Genomic DNA, 23,325 nt, shown 5'->3' with positions numbered 1-23,325 from the left:
GGCCGATTGCTCCTGTCGCATTGTGTTGTTAAGGCTGGGATGAACGGCGCGCAGGGACGCCGACCAACCGACCGGCCCATGACCAAATCAGCCGATCTCTCGACCGACCAGGCGGCGCGCAAGGCTGCGGCCGCGAAGGCGTCGATCGCCGCCAGCGCGGTGCTGACGCTCGCCAAGCTCGCGGCGGGCCTCGCCTCCGGCTCGCTGGCGCTGATCTCGGAGGCCGGCCATTCGGCCGCCGACGTCGCCGCCACAGTGCTCACCTATGTCGCCGTGCGCCAGGCCGAGAAGCCGGCGGACGAGAAGCACCATTATGGCCACGGCAAGGTCGAATCGCTCGCCGCTCTGATCGAGACCGGGCTCTTGTTCGGCCTCGCGCTCGTCGTCGCCGGCCAGGCCGCGCAACGGCTCGGCGCCCCGGCCGTCGAGGTCGACGCCAGCTGGCCGGTCTTCGCCGTGCTCGGCCTGTCGATCGTCGTCGATTTCGTGCGCGCGCGGCGGCTGGACGCCGTCGCCAAGGAGACGCAGAGCGACGCGCTCGCCGCCGATGCGCTGCATTTCTCCAGCGACCTCGTCTCCTCGGCGCTGGTGATCATCGGCCTCGCCGCCACGCGCGCCGGCTTCGCGCAAGGCGACGCGCTGGCGGCCTTGGGCGTCGCGGCTTTCATCGCCATCGCGGGCTATCGGCTCGGCCGCCGCACGGTGGGGACGCTGCTCGACGCCGCGCCGCAGGAGCTGGTGCCGCAAATCCAGGAGATTTTGCGCGCCACGCCCGGCGTCATAGCAGTGGAGAGCCTGCGCCTGCGCACCGCCGGACCGAAGGTGATGGGCGAGGCCGTCATCGGCGTCGCGCGGACGCTGCCGCTGGAGCGCGCCGCCCGCATCAAGGAAGAGGCCAACGCCGCCGTCATGCGCGCGATTCCCGGCGCGCAGATCGCGCTCGCCACGCATCCGATCGCCGTCGACGACGAGACCGTGCTCGAGCGCATTCTGCTCGTCGCGGCGCGCCGCCGCATACAGGTGCATCACATCATCGCGCAATTGGTCGGCGAGCGCCTCTCCATCACCCTCGATCTCGAGCTCGACGGCGGCATGACGCATGGGCGCGCGCATGCGATCGCCTCCGATCTCGAGCAGGCGATCCGCGAGGAGTTCGGCGAGGCGATCGAGATCGACACGCATATCGAGCCCTCCGAGCCGCAGCTGCTGACCGGCCAGGACGCCGAGCCGCAGACGCGCCGCGCGATCGCCGACGCGCTGGCGCGTCACGCCGAGGCGGGCGGAAGCATCACCGACGTCCATGACGTTCGCGCGCGCGAGACGGCGGAGGGGCTCGTCGTCAATTATCATTGCTGCGTCGATCCGGAGCTTTCCGTCGACCTCACGCACGCCGCCGTCGACGAGGTGGAGCGCGCGATGCGCGGCGAATTTCCGAACATCCTGCGAATTGCGGGACATGCGGAAATAAACGACCATTCTTGAGCGCGCCGGGCGCCGTCGCGCAGCGCGCCGCGTATTGTCTTTTGAAGAGAATGCCGTTATCCGTAGCGCGGAATAATGGTATGAATTTTTCGAGGCCGCCATCATGTCGAACGTCACGGGCAAAGCCTATGGAATGAACGTCATTACGCCGATGAAACCCTGGCGGACTTGGTTCAATCGATTCAGCTTCATGATTTCCCGGTCGATTCCCTCCTCGCTCGGAGGACTGCTCGGCCTCTCCTTCATCCATTTCGCGCGCTGGGCCATCGTCAAGCGCGACCAATGGCCCGATCTCGGCCAGGGCAAGCAGAAGCTCTCCAACGACTATCTGCTGTTCTGCAGCAATTTCAACGGCACCTGGGATCAATATATCGACGCCTTCGCCGACGGCCTGCCCAACGGCCTCGATCTGCTCTGGTTCACGAGCACGAAATATCCGCATTCCGTGCCGATCACGCCGTTCAAGAATTACATTCGCAGCAATCAGATCGACACGAATTATTATTATAATTCCGTTCCCGGCGCCGCGCAGCCCGATGTGAAGGCCGCCCTGCGCGTGCGGCGCGCGCTGCTCGCTCTGCAGCAGAGCCACGCCTCCTCGACGCCGCAGCAGTTCCGCGAGCTCTATGTGCGCCAGCTCGTCGCGGTGCAGAACGACCTCGGCTACGAAGGCCATGCGCCCGTGGCCAGCAACGACACCGAGGACGCCGAGACGCATCGCGAGGATTATCTGGCCAACGCCGGCGCGCTGGCGCTGGCGCCGCGCTGACCCGTTTCATTCGACGACAGAATTCTCTCGAAAGAGGACATCCATGCCGACATTCGACAGCGGAGCCTATTTTCTCACGGCGCTCATTCCCATCGGCGTAACGCCCATCGCCGGCCAGGGCGGCTCGGCCTCGCCGACGCATGCGCTGCGCAAGCGGCTCTCGCTGCTGCCGCGCGGCGAGCACAGCCCCTTCGCGCGCAGCGCGCGCAATCATTTCGCCCGTTTCGTCGTCATCGACGACGTCGCCTACAATGGCCGCGAGCAGCCCAACACGCTGCTCGTCGCGGCCGGCCCGGCGTTGTCGATCGACCAGAAATACAAGGACATGCTCAATCCGGTGATCGCGCAGCCGCAAGATCACCTCTCCTGTCCCTTCCTGTTCTTCTCCTCGGATTTCGACGCGGCGAGCGGAGCCGATTCCGAACGCGACTCCTATCTTCGCGATCTGTGGACGCGGTCGGAGGCCGATCTGAAGGAGGTCTTCAAATATTGCCTCGGCTTCGAGGCGCGCGTGACCGACGCCGCGAGCTTCGCCAAATATATCGCCGACTGCCAGATCGAGACGACGATGCCGTTCCACGATTATTGGCTCGACGGCGTGCCGGCGGACAAGCTGCCGAATCTGTCGCTGCAAAAGCTCGGCCTCGCCGGGCTGGCGATATTGGCCGTGGTCGCGGGGCTGGTCTATTTCTGGCTGCTGCCGCATTTCCTGCAAGGCTTGCTCGGCGGACTGATCGCGCTCCTCGCCGGCGTCGCGGCCGCCGGAGCGGGGATCTTTTTCTATGTCCTCGACTTCGGCAAGAAGCCCTTCCCCGCGGCGCCGAGCTCCACTCTGCCGGATGTTCTGAAGGCGCTCTATCTGCGTCGCCAATTCACGCGCTTCGCCATCGACCGGCAATTCGACGCGGCGGGCTCCGACGAAGCCTCGGCGCAGAGCCTCTACGACTCGTTCAAATCTTTCATCGACGCCAGCAAGCCGGACGACGTCGCAGAGCCGACGCAAAAGGCCGGGGCCATCGGAATCTAGGGGCGGAAAATGTCAGTCGTTCTCGACCTCGCGGATATTCAAGGCAATATTCTGGAAGCCTATCCCAAGCAGGGCTATTTCAAGGGCCGCACCGTGCTGCTGACCATCGGCGGCGACGAGCGCAGGACTCCCGCCGCCAATGGCCGCCATTTCGTGACGGAGCTGCTTCCGCGCGTCACCTCGGCGCTGGACAGCAAAGGCTCCGGCGACGCGGCCGAGCCGCCGGCGATCACGGTCAATATCGCCTTCACCTTCTATGGCCTGCTCGCGCTCGGCGTGCCGACGCGCACGCTGCGCGGCCTGCCGGACGAATTCATCGACGGCATGGCCAAGCGCGCGCGCATGCTCGGCGACGATTTCTCCGGCCCGAAATGGCAGTCGAAATGGGACAAGGTCTGGCAGCCGGCGACGCCGGAGACCGCGGTCCATATCCTCATCGTCCTCAATCAGCATTATACGGCGACTCCCGCGGATCTCGACGCCGTGACCGAGTCGATCGTCGCTCTCGCCGCGCAACATCATGTGAGCGTCGTCGGCGGCCATAATCCGCCGGACGACCCGAGCCAACCGCTCTATCAGGACCTCACCGCTTTGTTCGACGCGCAGGGGCGGCCGACGCCGAAGGAGCATTTCGGCTTCTCCGACGGCATCAGCGATCCGGTGTTCGAGGGGCAATATGCGGCCGACAAGGAGCAGGCGGCGTCGATCGGCCAGGGCGCGGTCGACGGCAATGGCGTTTGGCGCGCGCTGGCGGCGGGCGAGTTTCTGCTCGGCTATCCGGACGAGGCGCAGGAGATTCCCGGCTCCGCCATGCCGCTCTCCTTCAGCCGCAACGGCACGTTCTTGGCCTATCGCAAATTGCACGAGAATGTCGCCTCCTGGCGCAAGTTCATCGACGATCAGGCCGAGAAATTCGCCACCGTACGCGGCATCGCCGATGTGAGCGTGGCGCGCGAGACTCTGGTCGCCAAAATGGCCGGCCGCTGGTCGGACGGCGTGCCGCTGGTCAAGGCGAAGGATTTCGCCGCCTGGCAGGCGTTCAACGAGCAATATCCGGAAGGCTCGGCCGCGCGCGAGCGCGAGCTCGTCGACTTCACCTATCGTGACGATCCCGACGGCGGCGCCTGCCCGATGACCTCGCATACGCGCCGCGTGAACACGCGCGACGCGCTCGACCCCTGGGTCGCCGCCGGCCAGCCAAAGCAGGCGGCGGGCTCTGTGCTCAACAATCGCCGCCGCATCCTGCGTCGCGGCCTGCCCTATGGCTCCTCCGGCCCCGACACGACCGACGCGGACGAGCATGGCATCGTCATGCTCGTCGTCTGCTCGAGCCTGGCGCGCCAGTTCGAATTCGTCCAGCAGCAATGGATTCATTACGGCGTCGACGCGCACGCCGGCAATGACACATGCCCCATCGTCGGCAATCATTCACAGGGCGCCGACACGCCGGACGATTATGCGCGCGATCGCAATGGGCCGAAGGCGAAATTCGTGGTGCCGTCCGACCCGGCGTCGGGCAAGCCGCCTTACATCGCCGAGGGTCTGCCGCAATTCGTGGAGACGCGCGGCGGCGACTATTTCTTCGTGCCGAGCCTCACTGCTCTGCGCATGATCGGCATGGGCACGGTCGATCCGACCTGAGCCCGGGAGCAGGATAGAAGACGATGACCTTGTTGAAGAATTTCTTCGCCGCTGCGCGCGCCTATGCGCTGACGCTCATCGACGCGGTCGTCGCCTTCTTCTCGCTGATCGCGGTGACGGCGCGCGCGCTCGCCACCGGCAAGGGAACGCTGAAGGAGCGTCTGGTCGGGGCGCTCACGCTGCCGAGCTCGCTGATCAAAATATCCGCCGTGTTCCGCGCCGTGCTGCCGAATTTCGTGATCGGCAAGCAGCTGATCACCAGCTACGAGAACAATGGCACCGCCTTCGTCCTGCGCGCCAGCGATGTGATCGAGGTGCTCGACCGCGAGGAGGATTTCGCGGTCGTCTACGAGCCGAAGATGCGCGCCATCACCAGCGGCCCCAATTTCTTCCTCGGCATGCAGAATACGGCGCAATATCAGCACGACACCTCGCTGATGAAGCTCGCCATGCGCCGCGACGACGTCGAGGCGGTGGTGACGCCGCTCGCCCGCGCCCGCGCCGAGGCCTATGCGAGCGCCTTTCCGACGCGCATCGACGTGCCGCAGGAGCTGACGCTGCGCGTTCCGGCCGCGATCGTCTCCGATTATTTCGGCGTGTCGGCGCAGGCCGAGACGGACGCCATCCAATGGGCGACCAATCTGTTCTGGTGGCTGTTCGTCGATCTGAAGGGCGATCCGGCGATCGAGACCAGAGCGCTGATGGCCGCCGCCGATCTGCGCGCCGCCATCGACGCGGCCATCGTCGCGCGCAAGGCCAGCGGCGAGACGAAGGACGATGTAATCGGCCGCGCGCTGGAGCTGCAGAAAGGCGCGCCGGAATTCGACGATCTCGCCATTCGCAATAATCTCATCGGCCTCGTCATCGGCGCGATCCCGACCATTTCCAAAGCCTCGGTTCAGGCGCTCGACCAATTGCTCGACCGGCCCGAGGCGCTGGCCGGCGCGCAGGCCGCGGCGCAGGCGGGCGACGAGGCGCTGCTCGGCGCCTATCTCTTCGAGGCGCTGCGCTTCAACCCGGTCAATCCGGTCATCTATCGCCGCGCCAATCGCACGACGGTGATCGCCGCCAACACCCTCCGCGCGCGCAAGATACCGGAGGGGGCCATGGTGCTGGCCGCCAATCTCTCGGCCATGTTCGATCCCCTGAAGATCGAGAAGCCGAACGAGTTCCGCGTCGACCGCCCCTGGGGCGAGTATATTTTATGGGGCTATGGCCTGCACACCTGCTTTGGCGCCTATATCAACCGCGCGGTGATTCCGGCCATTCTGCGCCCCGTGCTGGCGCGGCCGAATTTGCGCCGCGCGGCGGGCTCGGCCGGCCAAATCGACGGCGGCGGCACGCCCTTCCCGCAGCATTTCGTGGTAGAGAGCGACTGAGCCCCCGCCGCAGCTCTCCCGGCGGCGCCGCCTCGAGCCGAAGGGAAACCCATTGTCCGACGCCAATTCCGATATAGACGCGCTGCCCTTCGAAAAGGCGATCCAGGAGCTCGAGGAGATCGTCGGCAAGCTCGAGAAAGCCAGCGTCTCGCTCGATGATTCGGTGAAGCTCTATGAGCGCGGCGAGGCGCTGAAGAAACGCTGCGACGCGCTGCTGCGCGAGGCCGAGGCCCGCATCGAGAAGATCACGCTCGGCGCCGATGGCGCGCCCAAGGGAGCCGCGCCGCTCGACGTCGAGTGACGGGCCGCCCTTCGGGCTTTTTCCGCGCTCCCGCCTGACCGCGCGCCTCGCAGGCTCGCCGAGCCGGCCTCACTTGCGGATCGACACCTTGCGGCCGTCGCGAATGTCGACGGGCGGATCGAGCGCGATCGTCTCGTCGCCGGAAAGCCCCTGCTCCACATCGACATTGGCGCCGAAATCGCGGGCGATGGCGATCTTGGCGACGCGCACGACATCGTCCTTGTCGATCACCACGACGCGCGGCCCGTCGGCGCCGAAGAGAATCGACGGCGCCGGAATATTGACCAGCGGCCGCGGACGCGGAATTTCCAGCGCCACGCGCACGAACATTCCGGGCCGCAGCTCGCCGGTCGGATTGGGCACGTCCACCTCGGTGAGCAAGGTGCGCGAGGCCGAGGCGAGCGAGTTGGCGTTGCGCGCGACGCGCCCCTTGAAAGTCTTGCCGGGCATTTCCGGCGCCTGCACCTTGGATTCGAGCCCATCGACGAGGCCAGCCGCCTCCGATTGCGGCACCGACACCTGCACGCGCAGAATATCGTCGCGCGCCATGGAGAACAGCGGCGTGCCGCTATTGGCGTCGGCGCTGACGAGATCGCCGACCTCTATGTTGCGCGCCGTCACCACGCCCTTGAACGGCGCCGTCACATCCTTGAATCCGACGAGCTGCTTCAGCCGATCGACATTGGCCTGCGCCGCGGCGATATTGGCTATCGCCACCTCGACGCCGGCCTGCGCGGATTGGAGATTGGCGTTCTGCGTCTCGACATTGGCGGCGTTGATGTCGTTGTTCTGCTTGCTCTCGTAATTGTTTTTGACGAGCTGCGAGCTGCGGCCGAAGGTCAGCTTGGCGAGGTTCAGATTGGCCTTGGTCTGCTCCACCTGCGCCTTGGACTGCAAGAGCTGCGCCTTGTAGAGCGCGAGCTGCGCCTGCGCCTGCGCATATTGCTGGTCGAGATCGGGCGCGGAGATGCGGACCAGAAGATCGCCCTGCTTCACCTTGCTGCCGATATCGACGCGGCGCTCGGCGATATAGCCGGTCGCGCGCGCGAAGAGCCGCGCCTGCTCCCAGGCGAGCGTCTGGCCGGGCAGCTCTATGCGCACGGGGCCGGCGACTTTCGTGACCTTGGTCGCGCGCAGGCTGAGCGGCGCATTGGCCTGCTCCTGCTGAAAGCTTTGCGCGTCTTGCTCGCGCGCCGCATGGCGGCGCATGCCGATGAGCAGCACGATGGCGAGCAGAGCGAGGAGAAAAAGGAAGGGCAGCTTTCTCAGACGCGGCGGCGGCGCCTCGCGCACGCCGACGCCGGTCGAAGCGAATCCGCGTCCCTGCGGCTGCGACATTTCGGTCATAGATAATCCCTCAGAGGCTTCACATCCGCGCGCCGCAGGATCGAATAGAGGAAGGGCACGAAGAGCAGGGTCGAGCAGGTTCCGAAAGCGATGCCGCCCATCACCGCGCGCGCCAGCGCGGCGTTCTGCTCGGCGCCGTCGCCGAGCGCGAGCGACATCGGCAGCAGGCCGACGAACATCGCCGCCGCCGTCATGATGACGGGGCGTATGCGGGTCAGACCGGCCTCGATCGCCGCTTCCTCGGCGGAGACGCCCGTCGCCTCGCGATGCTCGCGCGCGAAGGTGACGAGCAGAATGGAATTGGCCGAGGCGACGCCGACCGACATGATGGCGCCCATCAGCGACGGAATGGAGAAGGTCGTGCCGGTGACGAACAGCGCGAAGACGATGCCGCAAAAGGCGATCGGCAGAGCGAGAATGACGACGAAGGGATCGCCCCAGCTCTGGAAGTTCACCACCATCAGCAGATAGACGAACACCATGGACGCGACGAGGCCGAGGCCGAGGCGCGCGAAAGCCTGATTCTTGCTCTCGATCTGGCCGCGGACGACGATGTAGTTGCCGGGCTTCAGCTCCGGCTCGATCTCGGCGATCGCCTTGCGCAAGTCGCGCTCGACGCCGCCGAGATCGCGATCCTGAACATTGGCGTAGACGTCATAGGTCGGCTGCGTGTTGGAATGGGTGGCGACGGTCTGCTCCGCGCCGCGCGTCCATTGCGCGACATTGGTCAACAGATCGACCTGCGCCGAGGCCCCGCCGGTCAGATCGGAGACCGGCGTGTTGGCGAAGGCGTTGAGCGAGGCGATGCGATATTCCGGCGTCTGCACCGCCACCTGATAGGGAATGCCGGAGACCGGATCCGACCAGAAATTAGGCGTCACCTGGAAGGACGAGCTCAGCGAGATGTTCACATTGTTGGCGATCTGCTGGACGCTGACGCCGAGCTGCTGACCCTTCCAGCGATCGATATCGACGAAGAACTCCGGCGCGTCGAGAATCTGATGAATATGCGCGTCGACGACGCCGCGCACTTGCTTGACGCGGTCGAGCAGCTTGCGCACGATGATCTTGTTGCCGGGCGCATCGCGGCCGACGACGCGCACCGCGATCGGCGCGGGCAGGCCGAAGTTCAGAATCTGCGTGATGATGTCGGCCGGCTGGAAATAGAAGATCGAATCGGGAAAGCGCTGCGGCAGCAGCTCGCGCAGCCGCCGCATATAGCCGGCCGTGGGCGCATGCCCATGAGCGAGCGAGATCATGATCTGCCCGTCATTGTAGCCGACCGTCGTGCCGTCCGAGAAGGCGAAGTTGTAGGTGATCTGCGGCAGGCCGATATTGTCGATGAGCAGCGCCAGATCATGCGGCGGGATCGCCTCGCGGATGACGCCCTCCACTTTCTGGAAGAGCCTCTCCGTCTCTTCTATGCGCAGGCCGGAGCGGCCGCGCACATGCAACGTCATCTGGCCCGCGTCGATCTGCGGATAATAATCCTCGCCGACCGACATGAACAAAAACGCCCCGAAGGCGAAGACGCCGCCGACGGCGGCCAGCGTGCGGCCCCTATGCCGCATCACCGCGGTCAGCAGCAGCGCATATTGGCCGCGCATCGCCTCGAAGCCGCGCTCGAAGCCGAGCTGAATGCGCGTCAATATCGCCGCAAATCCAGAGCCTCGCGCGTCGGTCTCGCGCTCGCCGGTCGCGTGATGCTCATGGACGAGCAGCTGGTCCATCAATATGGGCACCAGCGTTCGCGACAGGAAATAAGAGGTGAGCATGGCGAAGACGACGGCCAGCGCCTGCGGCACGAAGAGAAAGCGCGCGGCGTCGGTGAGGAACATCACCGAGACGAAGGCCGCGCAAATGGCGAGCGTCGAGATCAACGCCGGCTTGGCGATGCCGGCGGCGCCCTCCGCCACCGCATAGCGGAAATCCTTGCCTTCCTCGAACAGGCGATAGGTGTTCTCGATCGCCACAGTGGCGTCATCCACCAATATGCCGACCGCGAGCGCCATGCCGCCGAGCGTCATGATGTTGATCGTATGGCCGAGCGCGCTGAGGATCGCGAGCGAGGTCAGGATCGACAGCGGAATCGAGATGATGACGATCAGCGTCGAGCGCCACGAGCCGAGGAACAGCAGGATCATCAGCGCTGTGAGGCCGGCGGCGATGACGCCCTCGTGCAGCACGTCCGATATGGCGTTGGAGACGAAGACCGACTGATCGAACAATTCGGCGATATTCGTGTCCTTGGGGATCGCCTCGCGCAGCTTGGCGATGCCGGCCTTCACATTCTCGACGACATTGAGCGTCGAGGCGTTGCCGTTCTTCAATATGGTCAGCAGCACGGCGCGCGAGCCGTCGACGCGCACGATATTCTGCTGCGGCGGGCTGCCGTCGCGCACTTGCGCCACGTCGCGGATCAGCAGCGGCGCGCCATCGGCCACGCGGATCGGAATATTATTGAGCGTCGTCAGCGCGTCGGGCGTCGAATTGAGGCGCACGACATATTGCAGATCGCCGATTTTCACGAGACCCGACGGGACCACCAGATTGCCGGTGGTGACGGCGTTGACGACATCGAGCGGCGTCAGGCCGCGCGCCTGCAGCGTCGCCGTGTCGAGATCGACCATAATTTGGCGCTGCTTGCCGCCCCAGGGCGTCGGCAGCGTGACGCCGGGCGTCGTCGTCAGCTGCTGGCGGACGCGATAGAGGCCCATGTCGTAGAGCTGCTGCTCATTGAGGCTCTTGCTGGAGAGCGCCAGCTGAATGACCGGCACTTGCGAGGCCGAATAGCGGATGACGGTCGGCGGGTTGATGCCGGGCGGCATCAGCGCGCGGATGGAGTTCATCGCCGACACCACCTGGGCGATGGCCAGCTCTATGTTCACATCGGGCTGGAAATAGATTTTCTGCACGGCGACGCCTTGCAGCGTCTGGCTCTCCATGTTGCGAATGCCGTTAACATTGTTGCTCGTCGAAAGCTCGGCGTAGGTGGTGACGCGGCTCTCCATCTCGGCGGTGGAGAGGCCGGTATAGGTCCAGATGACCGTCACGACCGGAATGTCGACGTTCGGAAACACGTCCTTGGGCGTCGAGACGATCGCGGCGCCGCCGAGGAACGTCATCAGAATGGCCAGGACGTAGAACGTCAGCCGAAACTTGAGCGCATATTTGACGAGTTCCATGGACGCCTTCCACTCTCACTGCGATGCGGGCGCCGCCGTCCGCATCGCTCTCGCCTCGTTCCTGCGGATCGCCGCTCGGCCGCTCAGCCGCTCGCGCTCCTCGTCTTCGGCTTCTTGGCGGAACAGATCATCGTCTCGAGCAGATTGCCGCGCGCCGTCTCCAGCACACGCATCAATGTCGCCCGATCCTCGTCGCTGACGCCGGCCAGCGCCTCCTGGCGCGTCGCCTCGGAGATCGGGACGATGGCCTCGACGACGGGCCAGGCCGCATCGGTCAAAAACAGCAGCCAGACGCGCCGGTCGGTCTCATGGGGGCGGCGCTCGACCAAGCCCTGCGCCTGCAGCCGGTCCACCGTGCGGCCGAGCGTGATCGGCTCCAGATCGAGCATTTCGGCGAGGACGCACTGGCTGACGCCCTCATTGCGCGACAGATAAGCCAGGGCCTGCGTCTGCGCGCGCGTCAGGCCCAATTTGCGGGCATTCTGCTCGAAACGCTTGCGCATCAGCCGCGCCGCATCATGCAGCAGGAAGCAGAAAGTCGTCGGCGGCGGCGAAGGCATTAGGCGCGCTTTCTATAGCGGTGCTTTTGATGAGTGTGCTTATTAAATAGATGCGCCGCGCCGATTTCAAGCCCTCGCCCGAGCCGGCTCGCCCCGAAGCGGATTTGGAGCCCTATTTACGATGATTGCGGCGGCCGATTGCCGCGCAGCGCGCCGCGCCTAACTTGATTGTGGCAATTTCGCGCCACGCGGCGCGAAAGCAGGAAAGGGAGGACGGCGATGAGGCTGCTCTTGGGATGCGCATTCTTGCTGGTCTGCGCGGCGTCGGCCGAGGCCGCGCCTCACGGAACCGCCCGCCAGCGCTCGGCCTGCACCGACGACGCCTATAAATACTGCGAGCGCTATGTGCCCGACGCCGCCGCGGTGGAGAGCTGCCTCAAGGCCAATTTCAGCGGGCTCAGCCGCGCCTGCAAGGCGCAGATTCAGGGGGCCGCGGCCGCCCGCAAGCGCGGCCGCCGTCACTGACGCGGCGGCTCACATGCGCCGGGCGAAACGGCGGATGTCGACGCCGTTCTGAGCGAGCAGGTCGCGCAAGGCCGGCGGGAGATTCACCACGCGGGTGGCGGCGCCGTCATATTGGCAGGCGCTGCGCAGGCTGACGTAATGGCCGTAGATGCGATTGGTTTCCTGATCGCCGATGACCGAACGGGCCTCGCCCAGAAGATAACCGACTTGATCTTCACTGTATTGCGCCACCAATTGGCAGCCGACGGCGACCTTTTCGGCGTAGGCCGGAAAAGAGATCAAGGTCGCTACCGCCGCCGTTACGAGAATCTTCATGCGTTTTCCTCTGTGTTGCAGGACGACAGCGACGCCCTGTCGCGCGGATAGTCGTATCCGACCGCTTCTCTCTCCTAAGGTTTCTTGTCCGAAGTTTGTCTCGACCGCGCGGCGAGCGGCGCGCCGAGGCCGTCGCGACGCGACCCAGCGAAAACGCGACTATGTTCAACGGAATGTTTACGCTTAAAGCCAATGTTCAGGGGCAAATAGGCCGATCTCGGGGCGCGTTCGCCCGATCATAGTCGTCGAAGCCCGCGTAGAGTTCGGGCGGTTGGAGTAGCGTTATGAGTTTGTCGGTTTCCGGCGATGACCTCCCCTATGGCTCCGGCCCGCTGAGGGCCCGGCCGCTCGGCAATCTCGCCGCATCGCTGATGGGCGTCGCGGCGCTGTTGGTGCTGGCGGGATCGCTCGCTTTCGTCCGCGCGCCGCAGGAGGCCGCGACCGCAGTCGCTGTCGGCGCCGCCGCCCCGGCGGCCGCCGTCGCGCCGGCTTCCGCGCCTCTGGTCCGTCCCGAGCGCGTCGCCGCCTTCCGGCTCGAGGCGCCCGAGATCGACAAGGAGCCCAAATCCACCTTCGATCCGCTGCTTCCCTCGGGCGGCCGCCAGGAGGCGCACGCCTTCGGCGCCTTCGACAATGGCAGGCCCTATCTGCGGCTGGATATTTTGCAGCCGGCCGGCGAGAAGCTCGGCAATTCGGATTTCTTCCTCGATGTGGCGCGCCACGCCGCCCAGGCCGGCCTCTCCGTGGTGCGCATCGGCCAGCCGACGCCGCTGGTGACGCGCGCCGGCGCCTTCGAGGCCGCCGAGATCAAATTGTCGCTGCGTGAAGGCGGCGTCGCCGCCGCGGCGGCGGGCGAGCGCTCCTGCCTCGCCGTGCGGCTGGTCAACGCCAGCCTGTCGATGGAGATCGCCGGCATCGCCTGCGGCGTCGGGGCGAAGCCGATGGATCGCCGCGTCATGGGCTGCCTGCTCGACCGCGTCTATTATCTGCCCACCGGCGAGAATAAGGCGCTGGCTCGCGCCTTCCCCAAGACGGACGGGCCGGGCTGCCTCGCCGCCGCCCCCGCGAGCGACGCCGAGCCCACCAAGGCCGCCGCGAAAAAGCGCGCGGCGCGCCACTGAGCGCCATGCCTACCTAGGGGCGGTTCGGCGCTTTCGTCGGACCGCTTTCAGCTTTCATGAGGCGCCATTCGCGACCGCCGGTATCGCTCGGCGACGCGATTGGTTATGATCCTGTCGATATCGGAATCAGGAGATGAGGATGCGTCATTTCGTTAGTTTGTCGGCCGGACTCGCCTGCCTTCTCGCCCTCGCGACGGCGGGCGAGGCGCTCGCCAAAACGCATCGCTCCGCGCATCGTCATTTCATTCCCGCGGAGGGAATCGTCGTGGCGACCGGCCCCATCCCCTATGTGCGCCAGCCGCTCGTCGTTCCGCGCCGCAGCTGGCTCGATCCGGGCCCGGTCGTGCCGGTCGGCTCGACCAATCGCTACATGGTGGAGGCGACCTATTTCGCCTATCAGCCGATGGAGGACAATCAGCGCAGCTGGTTCATGCAGGAGACGCTGCCGAACCGCCGCCGCTTCGAGGTGCTGCCCTATCGCGACGGCATCGCGCCGATCTGGTGGCCCTGAGCGCCGCCGAGCGAGCGTTCATCGCTTCGCCATTCCCGGCCGGCCCGCATCCCGCGCGCCGGCCTTTTTCTTGACTTGCGCGTCGGCTGCGGATATTCACCCCCAGTCCGGCGCGGGGAAACCTTCGCCGGCCCGCACCCGTGGTCGTTCCTGGAACGGCCTGTCGGCCGGTTTCCGGCAGAGGAGGGCGCGTTCTTTTGACGCTAGAGGCAATGTCCTCGCAGCGCGGGAACGTGGTTCGGCGACGCTCGCCTCGACAGGGGCCGGCGCGACGTCCCGTCGTTGCCTCGCTATGCGAGGCAGCCACAGAAAAGGACGCCGGCAAGTGACGAAACGCGCCGAAGCCAAATATAAAATCGATCGCCGTCTCGGACAGAACATCTGGGGCCGCCCGAAGAGCCCGGTGAACCGTCGCGAATACGGCCCCGGCCAGCACGGCCAGCGCCGCAAGGGCAAGCCCTCGGACTTCGGCACGCAGCTCAAGGCCAAGCAGAAGCTCAAGGGCTATTACGGCAACATCTCCGAGAAGCAGTTCCGCAAATATTATGCGGAGGCGATCCGCATCAAAGGCGACTCGGGCGACAATCTGATCGGCCTGCTGGAGCGTCGTCTCGACGCCGTGGTCTATCGCGCCAAATTCGTGCCGACGGTCTTCGCCTCGCGCCAGTTCATCAACCACGGCCACATCAAGGTGAACGGCCGCCGGGTGAACATTCCGTCCTATCTGGTGAAGCCCGGCGACGTCGTCGAGGTGAAGGAAAGCTCCAGGCAGATCCTCATCGTGCTCGAGGCCGTCGGCCTCGCCGAGCGCGATGTGCCGGAATATTACGAGGTCGACCATCAGAAGATGACGGCCAAGCTCATGCGCGTGCCGCTTCCCTCCGAAGTGCCCTATCCGGTGCACATGGAGCCGAATCTGGTCATCGAGTTCTACTCGCGCTGATCGACCTTCGCCGGCCCGGAGCTTTCGGGCCGGCGTTTCCTCATTGTCAGGCTGCCGCTATTGTCTCACCGCGGCGCTGGACCGCGCGGCTGCCGCGGGCCGGAACGGCGTGTCATCCGTCGGCGCATAATGGCTGAAGCGCAAATTATAGCTGGCGCGCCCTTTGGTCAGGCTGCCGAGCGCCTCGCCATAGCCGAGCAATTCCGCGAGCGGCGCGGTCGCCGCGATCCGCGTCCTTTCATCGCCCTGCTCGGATTTCAGCGCCTCCGCGCGTCGGCCGCGCAAATCCTCGATCACCGCTTCCGCAACATCATCGGGCGCCACAGTCTCGACGCTCATGATCGGCTCGAGCAATTCGCTGCTTCTCGCGAGCGCCTCGCGCGTCGCGGCGCGCGCCGCGATCTCGAACGCCAGCACGGAGGAATCGGAGCCATGGCCGGCGCCGTCCACGAGCGCCGCCTTCAGCTCCACGACCGGACAACCGAGCAGGACGCCGCTCTCGACGACGGAGACGACGCCGCGCTCCACGCCGTCGACGAATTCCGCCGGAATGGATTTCTCCGACGCGCGATTTTCGAAAATCTCGCCGCCCGCGCCATCCGTATCGAAAACGAGCTTCACGCGGGCATATTGGCCGGGCCGCTTATGGGTGAAGTCGATCTCCTGGCGTCGCGACAGGCGCTCGCGATAGGCGACGCGCGGCGGCCCGATGATCGCCTCGACGGGCGATAATTCTTGGAAGCGCGCGACGATTTCGCGCAGCCGCTCCTCGCTCGCGGCTTCCAGCAGCGCTTGCGCGCCGCCGATCCCATCGAGATCGGAGACACGCAGTCCCGGCGCGCCGGCGGACAGGCGCGCGAGCGCTTCGACGAGCTCCTCCCAATCGCGTTCGTGCTTGGGCGCTATCGTCACCGAGACGAGCAGCGGCGAATTATTCATGACGGCCTCCCACTTCTCCCGTCGCCGGCGGCGAATCGGAAAAGGACGAGGCTAGCCGCGGCGTATGACGGGACGACATACGCCGCGCTCGCGCTGGCTCAGTTGCGGCGCGCCAGAGAGCGCAGGAAGCCCTCCATGTCCTCGGTGAGCTCCTGATCGATCGCCGGCGCCAATTTCAGCAGCAGATTGGCGACGAATGCCTGATCATTGCGCTTTTCCTCGAGCACCTCGCGGAGAACGGGCACATTATCCTCGATATGGGTGAGGAAGGAGATGCCTTTCTCCAGCGTGTCGGTCCAGCGCTCGCGGCTCCACAGAGCCAGCGGATACATGATCTCATGGACGAAATTGGATTTGCGGGCCTGCTCGAAGAAGCGGATGCCGGTGTTCCAATTCTCCTTGGCGCGCAGCGGCGGCGGCGGAATATCGGCGAGCAGCAGCTTCTTGCCGGCGGCGCCGACATGATCCTCGAGGCTGATCGGCGGGTCCATCGGCGTGCGGAAGCTCCACAGCGCGGTGGCGCCGGGAAAATCCTTGCCGTAGCTCTCGATGAGCGACGCCTCGACCTTGTCGGCGGCCGCCTTATCGCCCTTGAGCGCCGCCGTCATGAAGAAGGCGAAGAGCGCATCGCCGCCATAAGTGACCGCCGCGGCGGCCTTCATCTGCTGATCGGTGAGCTTGGGCGTGACGCCATCGGCGGGAACCGTCACGTCGCCGGCGCGAAGGGCGGTGATGAAGGTGGTGATCTCCAGCCAGCCCAGATAATTGGCGATGAAGGCGTCCGGATCACAATAGACGATCGCCAGATTGAGAGGCTGCTTGCGCTTTTGCAGTTCCGCCATGTCGGTCATGAATTATCCTCGCTGTCCTCTCGTATCCAGTTTCTCGGTCCCGTCACTCGTCCGCCAGCAACACGCCGGTGATGCAGAGGTCGCCGTCGTCGACGACGAGCGAGATCGGCGTCAGCTTCCCGCCCTGGCACGGGCCGATGAAGCAATGACCGGTGTCGAGATCGAATTGGGAGTGATGCTGCCCGCATTCGAGGAAATTGCCGCTCTCGTCGAGAAAGTTGCCTGGGGAGGTGTCGAGACGCATCTGCTCATGCGGGCAGGAGTTCTCGAACCCGTAGAAGTTGTTACCCTTGCGGGTAATCAGGATCGGCCAGGGATTGCTGTCGCCGTTGTCATAGGCGCGCATCAAGACGAAGCCGGTGGCTTGGCCGTCCTCTATGTGGCCTGTGCGACAAATCACAAAAAGATCGTCCATGGGCTGACCCCTTTCGAACAAACATCCGCGCTCCGTGCGACCCGGAGCGGACCCGTGGACATTGGTAGCAAGCGATGAGCCAGCCCGGTCCGACGCTTGACGATATGGTTAGATCACCATATGAACTCGAATCGAGTCGAGCAGGGTCGCGCGCGCGGCGCCCCTCCCCGAACCCTCCTATGCGGGAGAGGGCGGAGAGTCGGGGCGTCATCGAGACTTCGCGAAACGCCGGCCGCCCCTCTCCCGCGAAGCGGGCGAGCGTCAAGGTGAGGAGGCCTTCCGAATGTCAGTGGACCCGGAACGATGAAAGCGCCCGAGACGGACGAAGCCGCCGCCTCCGGCGCGGAAAACACGCTCAAGGCGCAGCTCATCGGCAAGATCGGCCGGCTGATGAAGGAGCGCGGCTTGAAGCAGGTCGAGGCCGCCGGCCTGCTCGGAGTCAAGCAGCCGGACGTGTCCAAAATGCTGCGCGGCGATTTTCGTCAGTTCTCGGTCGAGCGGCTGCTGCGTTTTCTGGTCGCGCTCGGGCAGGACGTCGAGATCGTCGTCAGGCCGCCGAGCGGCGCGGAAGCGCCGGCGCTGCGTGTCGCGCGTCCGTGACGCTAGCGGCTCATCCTTTGAAAAATCGAGAGAGACGAAGGGATTGCTATGACCGATCGAAAGCCCGAACGAAGGAGCGCGAATAGATGACAGCGACCGCCCTTGCGATCGAGACGCCGGAATCGCTCGACGAAAGCATCGCGCGCGCTTCGACAGCGCTGCAGGCGCTCGCCAGAGGCGACGGCCATTGGTGCTTCGAGCTGGAGGCGGACGCCACGATCCCGGCGGAATATGTGCTGATGCGCCATTTCCGCGACGAGCCGATCGACCATGCGCTCGAGGGCAAGATCGCAGCCTATCTACGCCGCATTCAGGGCGCGCATGGCGGCTGGGCTCTGTTCCACGAGGGCGGCTTCGATATGAGCGCCAGCGTGAAGGCCTATTTCGCGCTGAAGATGATCGGCGACGACATCGACGCGCCGCATATGAAGCGCGCGCGGGAGACGATCCTCGCCCATGGCGGCGCGGCGCGCAGCAATGTGTTCACGCGCGCGCTGCTCGCGCTCTATCGCGAGATTCCCTGGCGCGGCGTGCCGGCCATGCCGGTGGAGATCATGCTGCTGCCGAAATGGTTTCCCTTCCATATCGACAAGATCTCCTATTGGGGCCGCACCGTCCTGGTGCCGCTGCTGGTGCTGCAGGCTCTGAAGCCGAAGGCCGTCAACCGGCGCGGCGTGCATATCGGCGAAATCTTCACCACGCCGCCGGAGGAGGTGAAGGAGTGGCCCAAGGGCGCGCATCAGCATCCCGCGCTCATGGCGGCCTTCGGCGCGCTCGACAGACTGCTGCGCGCCGCCGAAGCCTATTTTCCGAAGGGCCCGCGCCAGCGCGCGATTCATGCGGCGGAAGCCTTCGTGACCGAGCGGCTGAATGGCGTCGACGGGCTCGGCGCGATCTTCCCGGCCATGGTCAACAGCCTGCTGATGTATGAGGTGCTCGGCGTCCCCGCCTCGGACGAGCGGGTGAGGCTCGCGCGCGAATCGATCGAGCGCCTGCTGGTGATCAAGGAGGACGAGGCCTATTGCCAGCCCTGCGTCTCGCCGGTCTGGGACACGGCGCTCGCCTGCCACACGCTGCTCGAGGTCGGCGGCGTCGAGGAGGAGGCGCGCGCGCGCGCCGGGCTCGATTGGCTCGCGCCCTTGCAGGTGCTGGATGTGAAGGGCGATTGGGCCGTGCAGCGGCCGAATGTGCGCCCCGGCGGCTGGGCCTTCCAATACGCCAACGCCCATTATCCGGATGTGGACGACACCGCCGTCGTCGTGACCGCCATGGACCGCTCTTGCGGCGGACGCTCCGACCGCCCCTATGACGAGCGCATCGCCCGCGCGCGCGAGTGGGTCGAGGGGCTGCAGAGCAAGAATGGCGGCTGGGGCGCCTTCGACGCCGACAATGAATATTATTATCTCAACCACATCCCCTTCGCCGATCACGGCGCGCTGCTCGATCCGCCGACGACCGACGTCTCGGCGCGCTGCGTCTCCATGCTCGCCCAGCTCGGCGACAAGATGGAGACGAGCCCGAGCCTGAAGACGGGCGTCGATTATCTGCTCGCCGAGCAGGAGCCGGACGGCAGCTGGTTCGGCCGCTGGGGAATGAACTATATATACGGAACCTGGTCGACGCTCTGCGCGCTCAATGCGGCGGGACTGAAGCCAGAGCATCGCGCCATGCGCCGCGCCGTGGACTGGCTCGTCGCGATCCAGAACGACGACGGCGGCTGGGGAGAGGACGGCGACAGCTACAAGCTCGACTATCGGGGCTATGAGAAGGCTGCGAGCACCGCCTCGCAAACCGCCTGGGGCGTGCTCGCGCTGATGGCGGCGGGCGAGGTCGGCCATCCCGCCGTCGCCCGCGGCGTCGCCTATCTGCAAGCCAATCAGGACGCGGACGGCCTGTGGAAGGAGGAGCGCTTCACCGCTACGGGCTTCCCGCGGGTCTTCTATCTGCGCTATCACGGCTACGCGAAATTCTTCCCGCTCTGGGCGCTCGCGCGCTATCGTAACCTCGAGAGGGGCAACAGCAAAATTGTCCAGACCGGACTCTAGACGTCGCTTGGACGGACCGGATGAGGTGGAGCCCCCGCGGTTTCTCATCATCACCGGGCTGCTCAGCGAGCGCGCCTGCGCCGAGGGCGAAGGTCTGGTGCCGATTTGCAGCGGCGCCGACACCGAGGGTCTGCGCGCCGCGCTGGAGCGCACGCAGGGTTTCGCGCTCGCCGGCGTCGTCAGCTTCGGCATAGCGGGCGGGCTGGACCCGGCGCTGCGGCCGGGCGACGTCGTCATCGGCTCCGCCGTCGTCGCCGAGGGCAAGCGCTATGAGACGAGCGCAGAGCTCTCGGCCATTTTGAGCGAAGGTCTCGGCGCCTCTGGCGGCAAGGTGGTCCCGGGCGTCATCGCCGGCGTCGAGGCGCCGGTGCTCGACCCCGCGGCCAAAGCGGCGCTGCGGAAAAAGACCGGCGCCGCCGTCGTCGACATGGAGACGCATATCGCCGCGGAATTCGCCGAGCGCCGGCGCCTGCCGCTGGCCGTGGTGCGCGTGGTCAATGATCCGGCGGCGCGGGCGCTGCCGCCGCTGGCGACCACCGCCGTCACGCCGGACGGCGGCGTCGATTTTCGGGCCGTGTTCCGCGATCTCGCCCGCGAGCCGCGCCAGATCGGCGATCTGATCCTCGCCGGTCTGGATTTCCGCAAATCTTCGGCGACCTTAGGCCGCTGTGGGCGTCTTCTCGGCCCGCTCCTTAGCCTCGGCCTCTCGGAGCTCTGACAGCGTCGCTATATTCTTGTCGAAGACATATTGCGCCGGCCGCTGCTTCTCGAGCGAGATGTCGGGCGCGAAATCGCCTTCCGTCCGCACGCCGCGCAGAGCGACCAGCGCCGCCTTCCACGGACGCACGACGGCGTCCTTCACGGCGGTGGCCTCGAAACCGCAATGGACCATGCAATCGGCGCATTTCTCGTAATTGCCGACGCCGTAGGAGTCCCAATCGGTCTCGTCCATCAGCTGCTTGAAGGTGGGGACATAGCCCTCGCCCAGAAGGTAGCAGGGACGCTGCCAGCCGAAGACGGTGCGCGCCGGATTGCCCCAGGGCGTGCAATGATAGGTCTGATTGCCGGCCAAAAAGTCGAGGAACAGGCCCGACTGCACGAAGGCCCAGGCCCGGCCGCCGCGCCCGCGCCGCAGCACGTCGCGGAACAGCTCCTTGGTGCGCGCGCGATTGAGGAAATGCTCCTGATTGGGCGCGCGCTCATAGGCGTAGCCGGGCGACACTGTCATGCCGTCTATGCCGAGACGCTTCGCCTCGTCGAAGAAAGCGGCGACGCGCGCCGGATCGGCGTCCTGGAAGAAGGTGCTGTTGATGGTGACGCGGAAGCCTTTGGACTTCGCCAGCGCGATCGCCTCGACGGCGCGCTTGTAGACGCCCTTCTGGCTCACCGCGCGGTCGTGCATCTCCTCGTCGCCGTCGAGATGGATCGACCAGGTGAAATAAGGGCTCGGCTTATATTGATCGATCTTTTTGGCGAGCAGCAGCGCATTGGTGCAGACGATGGCGAATTTCTTGCGCGCCATTATGCCTTCGACGATCTGCGGCAGCTCCTTGTGCAGCAGCGGCTCGCCGCCGGCGATGACGACGACCGGCGCGCCGCATTCGTCGACCGAGGAGAGGCAGTCCTCCACGGACAGCCGCTTGTCGAGAATAGGGTCCGGATAGTCGATCTTGCCGCAGCCGGCGCAGGCGAGATTGCAGCGGAACAGCGGCTCGAGCATCAGCACGAGCGGATAGCGCTTCCGGCCGGCGAGATGTTGGCGGAGAATGTAGCCGCCGATCGACATGACGTAGCGAAGCGGAATGGACAAGAAAGCTGTTCCTTCTCGGGACCGGCTCTTCGACAAAGCGGCGCGATGGCCGCCCGGCTTCGACGCGCGCGAAGCACAGCGTCGGAATGGTTCGTCTAACACGAAAGCTCGACCACGCAAACCGGCGGCGCTCGTCCGCGATCTCGCCTCGAGGATATGGCGTTTTTCGGGCGCGAGCCGGTCATGATAGGGTCGCGGCCCGAAAACGGAAACAGCGAGAGCGACATTTGCCCGGCGTGATCGTCAAAATCTGCGGCTTGTCCACCCGGCCGACGCTGGAGGCGACGATCGCCGCCGGCGCGGATATGGCCGGCTTCGTCTTCTTCGAGAAGAGCCCGCGCCATGTCGCGCTGGAGACGGCGCGCGCGCTCGGGCAGGCGGCGCAGGGACGCATCGCCAAGGTCGCGCTCACCGTCGACGCCGATGATTCCGCGCTCGACGCCATCGTCGCCGCGCTCGCGCCCGATCTCCTGCAATTGCACGGCGAGGAGACGCGAGAGCGCGTCGCCGCCGTGAAGGCGCGCTTTCGCCTGCCCGTCATCAAGGCGATCGGCGTCGCCGACGCCGCCGATATCGCGCGCGCGACGGCCTATCGGGAGGTCGCCGACACTCTCCTCTTCGACGCCAAGCCCGCGCCGAACGCCGCCGTCCCCGGCGGGGCCGGGACGGTTTTCGATTGGGAGCTGATGCGCGGCTATAGCGGCGGCGATTGGATGCTCTCCGGCGGCCTCGACCCCGCCAATGTGGCGGAGGCGCTGCGCCGCACGGGGGCGCCGGCGGTGGATGTGTCCTCGGGCGTGGAGAGCGAGCGGGGCGTGAAGGACGAGGCGAAGATCGCGGCCTTTGTCGCGGCGGCGCGGATGTGATGAATGTCGGCCATAGTCGCGATGCAGCCTGAAAGGGCCGCTTCCGACTCAGCTCGACGCAGCGATTTTCTCGCGCGCCGCGCTCGCGAGAAATGCAGAACGGGTCAAGCCGCTGCGCTTGGCGGCGGCGTCGATCGCCGCGAGCAAGCCCTGGTCGAGCGAGATATTCGCTTTTACCGGCCGACCGTTTTCGATGATGAGCGGAACAGCGAGGAAGATTCCGCCCTCGGCGATGGTGGCGTCGACTTCGGGATCGCGGCGCAAATCCTCTATTCGGCGCGGATGCGGCGCGTCCCCTTCGGCCATCGTATCGCGCACCCATTCGCCGAGCGCTTCGATGGCGTTTTCATAAGCCTCGTTTTCGTCTTCGCCCATGGCGACGCAGCCCGGGCAGTCGGGAAACGAGACGCCGAACGCGCCGGGCTCGCCGTCGAGAATTGCGAAATAGCGGGTCATTTCGGCTCCTTCACCCATCCGGCCGCTTTGGCGATGTTCCGCGCCACTCCCGGCGTGAGCGTCTTGTGGCGCGGGACCATGATCTTTACGCCCGGCCTTTCAGCATGGCCGAGCTTGTCGTGCTTGGCGCCGCCTTCCGAAACCCACCCTTCGCGCTCGAGCCGCGCGACGATCCTGGAACGGTCGGTTTCGGGATGCATCGCAGTCCGTCCCATTTATGCGTAAATATGTGCGCCCAGCGCTCGCCTTCGTCAAGGACAGATGCGCAAATAGATGCGCCGCAAGCCCGAGGCCCGA

24 protein-coding genes are annotated in these 23,325 nt (G+C 65.8%); 14 read left to right on the top strand and 10 right to left on the bottom strand.

Features of this window, described 5'->3' with window-relative positions; genetic code table 11:
• Positions 1–78: 78 nt before the first annotated feature.
• The 6 genes from VIF40_RS06500 to VIF40_RS06475 all read left to right on the top strand — a co-directional run bounded on the left by VIF40_RS06500 (position 79) and on the right by VIF40_RS06475 (position 6,599).
• Positions 79–1,482: a cation diffusion facilitator family transporter gene (locus VIF40_RS06500; protein ID WP_331936711.1), complete on the top strand. Its 1,404-nt coding sequence runs from the start codon at positions 79–81 to the stop codon at positions 1,480–1,482.
• Between the two features lie 103 nt (positions 1,483–1,585).
• Positions 1,586–2,251, top strand: a complete 666-nt coding sequence (locus VIF40_RS06495; protein WP_331936710.1) for a hypothetical protein — start codon at positions 1,586–1,588, stop codon at positions 2,249–2,251.
• Between the two features lie 43 nt (positions 2,252–2,294).
• Positions 2,295–3,278 (top strand): hypothetical protein, encoded by a 984-nt coding sequence (locus VIF40_RS06490; protein WP_331936709.1) that lies wholly within the window; start codon positions 2,295–2,297, stop codon positions 3,276–3,278.
• Positions 3,279–3,287: 9 nt separating this feature from the next.
• Positions 3,288–4,919, top strand: a complete 1,632-nt coding sequence (locus VIF40_RS06485) for a hypothetical protein (RefSeq protein WP_331936708.1) — start codon at positions 3,288–3,290, stop codon at positions 4,917–4,919.
• A gap of 23 nt (positions 4,920–4,942) precedes the next feature.
• The gene (locus tag VIF40_RS06480; protein ID WP_331936707.1) at positions 4,943–6,298 is read left to right on the top strand and encodes a cytochrome P450; all 1,356 of its coding nucleotides are present in this window, start codon (positions 4,943–4,945) and stop codon (positions 6,296–6,298) included.
• 52 nt (positions 6,299–6,350) lie between these two features.
• Positions 6,351–6,599, top strand: coding sequence for an exodeoxyribonuclease VII small subunit (locus VIF40_RS06475; RefSeq protein ID WP_331936706.1), 249 nt, complete (start codon positions 6,351–6,353; stop codon positions 6,597–6,599).
• A gap of 69 nt (positions 6,600–6,668) precedes the next feature.
• Here the strand turns inward: VIF40_RS06475 and VIF40_RS06470 are convergent, their stop codons facing one another.
• From VIF40_RS06470 to VIF40_RS06460, 3 genes are all read right to left on the bottom strand, one after another.
• On the bottom strand, positions 6,669–7,946 hold the full coding sequence (locus VIF40_RS06470) for an efflux RND transporter periplasmic adaptor subunit (protein ID WP_331936705.1): 1,278 nt from the start codon (positions 7,944–7,946) through the stop codon (positions 6,669–6,671).
• Positions 7,943–11,131 carry an efflux RND transporter permease subunit gene (locus VIF40_RS06465; protein WP_331936704.1) on the bottom strand — a complete coding sequence of 1,063 codons (3,189 nt, stop codon included), beginning with the start codon at positions 11,129–11,131 and terminating at the stop codon, positions 7,943–7,945. Before VIF40_RS06465 ends, VIF40_RS06470 begins: the two co-directional genes overlap by 4 nt.
• An 83-nt stretch (positions 11,132–11,214) precedes the next feature.
• Positions 11,215–11,691 carry a MarR family transcriptional regulator gene (locus VIF40_RS06460; RefSeq protein ID WP_331936703.1) on the bottom strand — a complete coding sequence of 159 codons (477 nt, stop codon included), beginning with the start codon at positions 11,689–11,691 and terminating at the stop codon, positions 11,215–11,217.
• A 219-nt stretch (positions 11,692–11,910) separates the two neighbouring features.
• Here VIF40_RS06460 and VIF40_RS06455 point away from each other — a divergent pair, with 219 nt between their 5' ends.
• On the top strand, positions 11,911–12,156 hold the full coding sequence (locus VIF40_RS06455) for a hypothetical protein (RefSeq protein WP_331936702.1): 246 nt from the start codon (positions 11,911–11,913) through the stop codon (positions 12,154–12,156).
• A gap of 9 nt (positions 12,157–12,165) precedes the next feature.
• Here VIF40_RS06455 and VIF40_RS06450 read toward each other — a convergent pair whose 3' ends face one another.
• The gene (locus tag VIF40_RS06450; protein WP_331936701.1) at positions 12,166–12,471 is read right to left on the bottom strand and encodes a hypothetical protein; all 306 of its coding nucleotides are present in this window, start codon (positions 12,469–12,471) and stop codon (positions 12,166–12,168) included.
• A gap of 284 nt (positions 12,472–12,755) precedes the next feature.
• Between VIF40_RS06450 and VIF40_RS06445 the strand changes: the two genes are divergently transcribed.
• The 3 genes from VIF40_RS06445 (at position 12,756) to rpsD (ending at position 15,046) form a co-directional block, all read left to right on the top strand.
• Positions 12,756–13,592, top strand: a complete 837-nt coding sequence (locus tag VIF40_RS06445; protein WP_331936700.1) for a hypothetical protein — start codon at positions 12,756–12,758, stop codon at positions 13,590–13,592.
• 139 nt (positions 13,593–13,731) lie between these two features.
• Entirely contained in the window at positions 13,732–14,103 is a 372-nt protein-coding gene (locus VIF40_RS06440; protein ID WP_024878549.1) for a hypothetical protein, read from the top strand.
• Between the two features lie 325 nt (positions 14,104–14,428).
• Complete coding sequence (gene rpsD / locus VIF40_RS06435; RefSeq protein WP_331936699.1) at positions 14,429–15,046, top strand: 30S ribosomal protein S4; 618 nt, start codon at positions 14,429–14,431, stop codon at positions 15,044–15,046.
• A gap of 57 nt (positions 15,047–15,103) precedes the next feature.
• Here rpsD and VIF40_RS06430 read toward each other — a convergent pair whose 3' ends face one another.
• From VIF40_RS06430 to VIF40_RS06420, 3 genes are all read right to left on the bottom strand, one after another.
• Positions 15,104–15,985 (bottom strand): elongation factor G, encoded by an 882-nt coding sequence (locus VIF40_RS06430; protein ID WP_331936698.1) that lies wholly within the window; start codon positions 15,983–15,985, stop codon positions 15,104–15,106.
• 98 nt (positions 15,986–16,083) lie between these two features.
• A complete protein-coding gene (locus VIF40_RS06425) occupies positions 16,084–16,836 on the bottom strand; it encodes a hypothetical protein (protein ID WP_331936697.1) in 753 nt (250 codons plus the stop codon).
• 43 nt (positions 16,837–16,879) lie between these two features.
• Entirely contained in the window at positions 16,880–17,251 is a 372-nt protein-coding gene (locus tag VIF40_RS06420; RefSeq protein ID WP_331936696.1) for a Rieske (2Fe-2S) protein, read from the bottom strand.
• Positions 17,252–17,554: 303 nt separating this feature from the next.
• Here VIF40_RS06420 and VIF40_RS06415 point away from each other — a divergent pair, with 303 nt between their 5' ends.
• The 3 genes from VIF40_RS06415 to VIF40_RS06405 all read left to right on the top strand — a co-directional run bounded on the left by VIF40_RS06415 (position 17,555) and on the right by VIF40_RS06405 (position 20,614).
• Complete coding sequence (locus VIF40_RS06415) at positions 17,555–17,851, top strand: helix-turn-helix transcriptional regulator (RefSeq protein WP_331936695.1); 297 nt, start codon at positions 17,555–17,557, stop codon at positions 17,849–17,851.
• An 86-nt stretch (positions 17,852–17,937) separates the two neighbouring features.
• Positions 17,938–19,896, top strand: coding sequence for a squalene--hopene cyclase (gene shc, locus VIF40_RS06410; protein WP_331936694.1), 1,959 nt, complete (start codon positions 17,938–17,940; stop codon positions 19,894–19,896).
• Positions 19,897–19,903: 7 nt separating this feature from the next.
• Positions 19,904–20,614 (top strand): phosphorylase, encoded by a 711-nt coding sequence (locus tag VIF40_RS06405; protein WP_331936693.1) that lies wholly within the window; start codon positions 19,904–19,906, stop codon positions 20,612–20,614.
• Here VIF40_RS06405 and hpnH read toward each other — a convergent pair.
• Positions 20,555–21,706: an adenosyl-hopene transferase HpnH gene (gene hpnH, locus VIF40_RS06400; RefSeq protein ID WP_331936692.1), complete on the bottom strand. Its 1,152-nt coding sequence runs from the start codon at positions 21,704–21,706 to the stop codon at positions 20,555–20,557. The two genes, VIF40_RS06405 and hpnH, sit on opposite strands and share 60 nt — an antisense overlap.
• 227 nt (positions 21,707–21,933) lie before the next feature.
• Here hpnH and VIF40_RS06395 point away from each other — a divergent pair, with 227 nt between their 5' ends.
• Positions 21,934–22,572 carry a phosphoribosylanthranilate isomerase gene (locus VIF40_RS06395; RefSeq protein ID WP_331936691.1) on the top strand — a complete coding sequence of 213 codons (639 nt, stop codon included), beginning with the start codon at positions 21,934–21,936 and terminating at the stop codon, positions 22,570–22,572.
• Positions 22,573–22,620: 48 nt separating this feature from the next.
• Here the strand turns inward: VIF40_RS06395 and VIF40_RS06390 are convergent, their stop codons facing one another.
• On the bottom strand, positions 22,621–23,028 hold the full coding sequence (locus tag VIF40_RS06390) for a type II toxin-antitoxin system HicB family antitoxin (protein ID WP_331936690.1): 408 nt from the start codon (positions 23,026–23,028) through the stop codon (positions 22,621–22,623).
• Positions 23,025–23,228 carry a type II toxin-antitoxin system HicA family toxin gene (locus VIF40_RS06385; RefSeq protein ID WP_331936689.1) on the bottom strand — a complete coding sequence of 68 codons (204 nt, stop codon included), beginning with the start codon at positions 23,226–23,228 and terminating at the stop codon, positions 23,025–23,027. The genes VIF40_RS06390 and VIF40_RS06385 overlap by 4 nt, the downstream gene beginning before the upstream one ends.
• Positions 23,229–23,325 lie beyond the last annotated feature (97 nt).

The sequence above is a fragment of the Methylosinus sp. genome (genome assembly GCF_036560965.1).
In the GTDB taxonomy this organism is placed as follows: domain Bacteria; phylum Pseudomonadota; class Alphaproteobacteria; order Rhizobiales; family Beijerinckiaceae; genus Methylosinus.
Note: the sequence above shows the minus strand (reverse complement) of the source record. Positions and strands in the feature narration are given on the sequence as shown.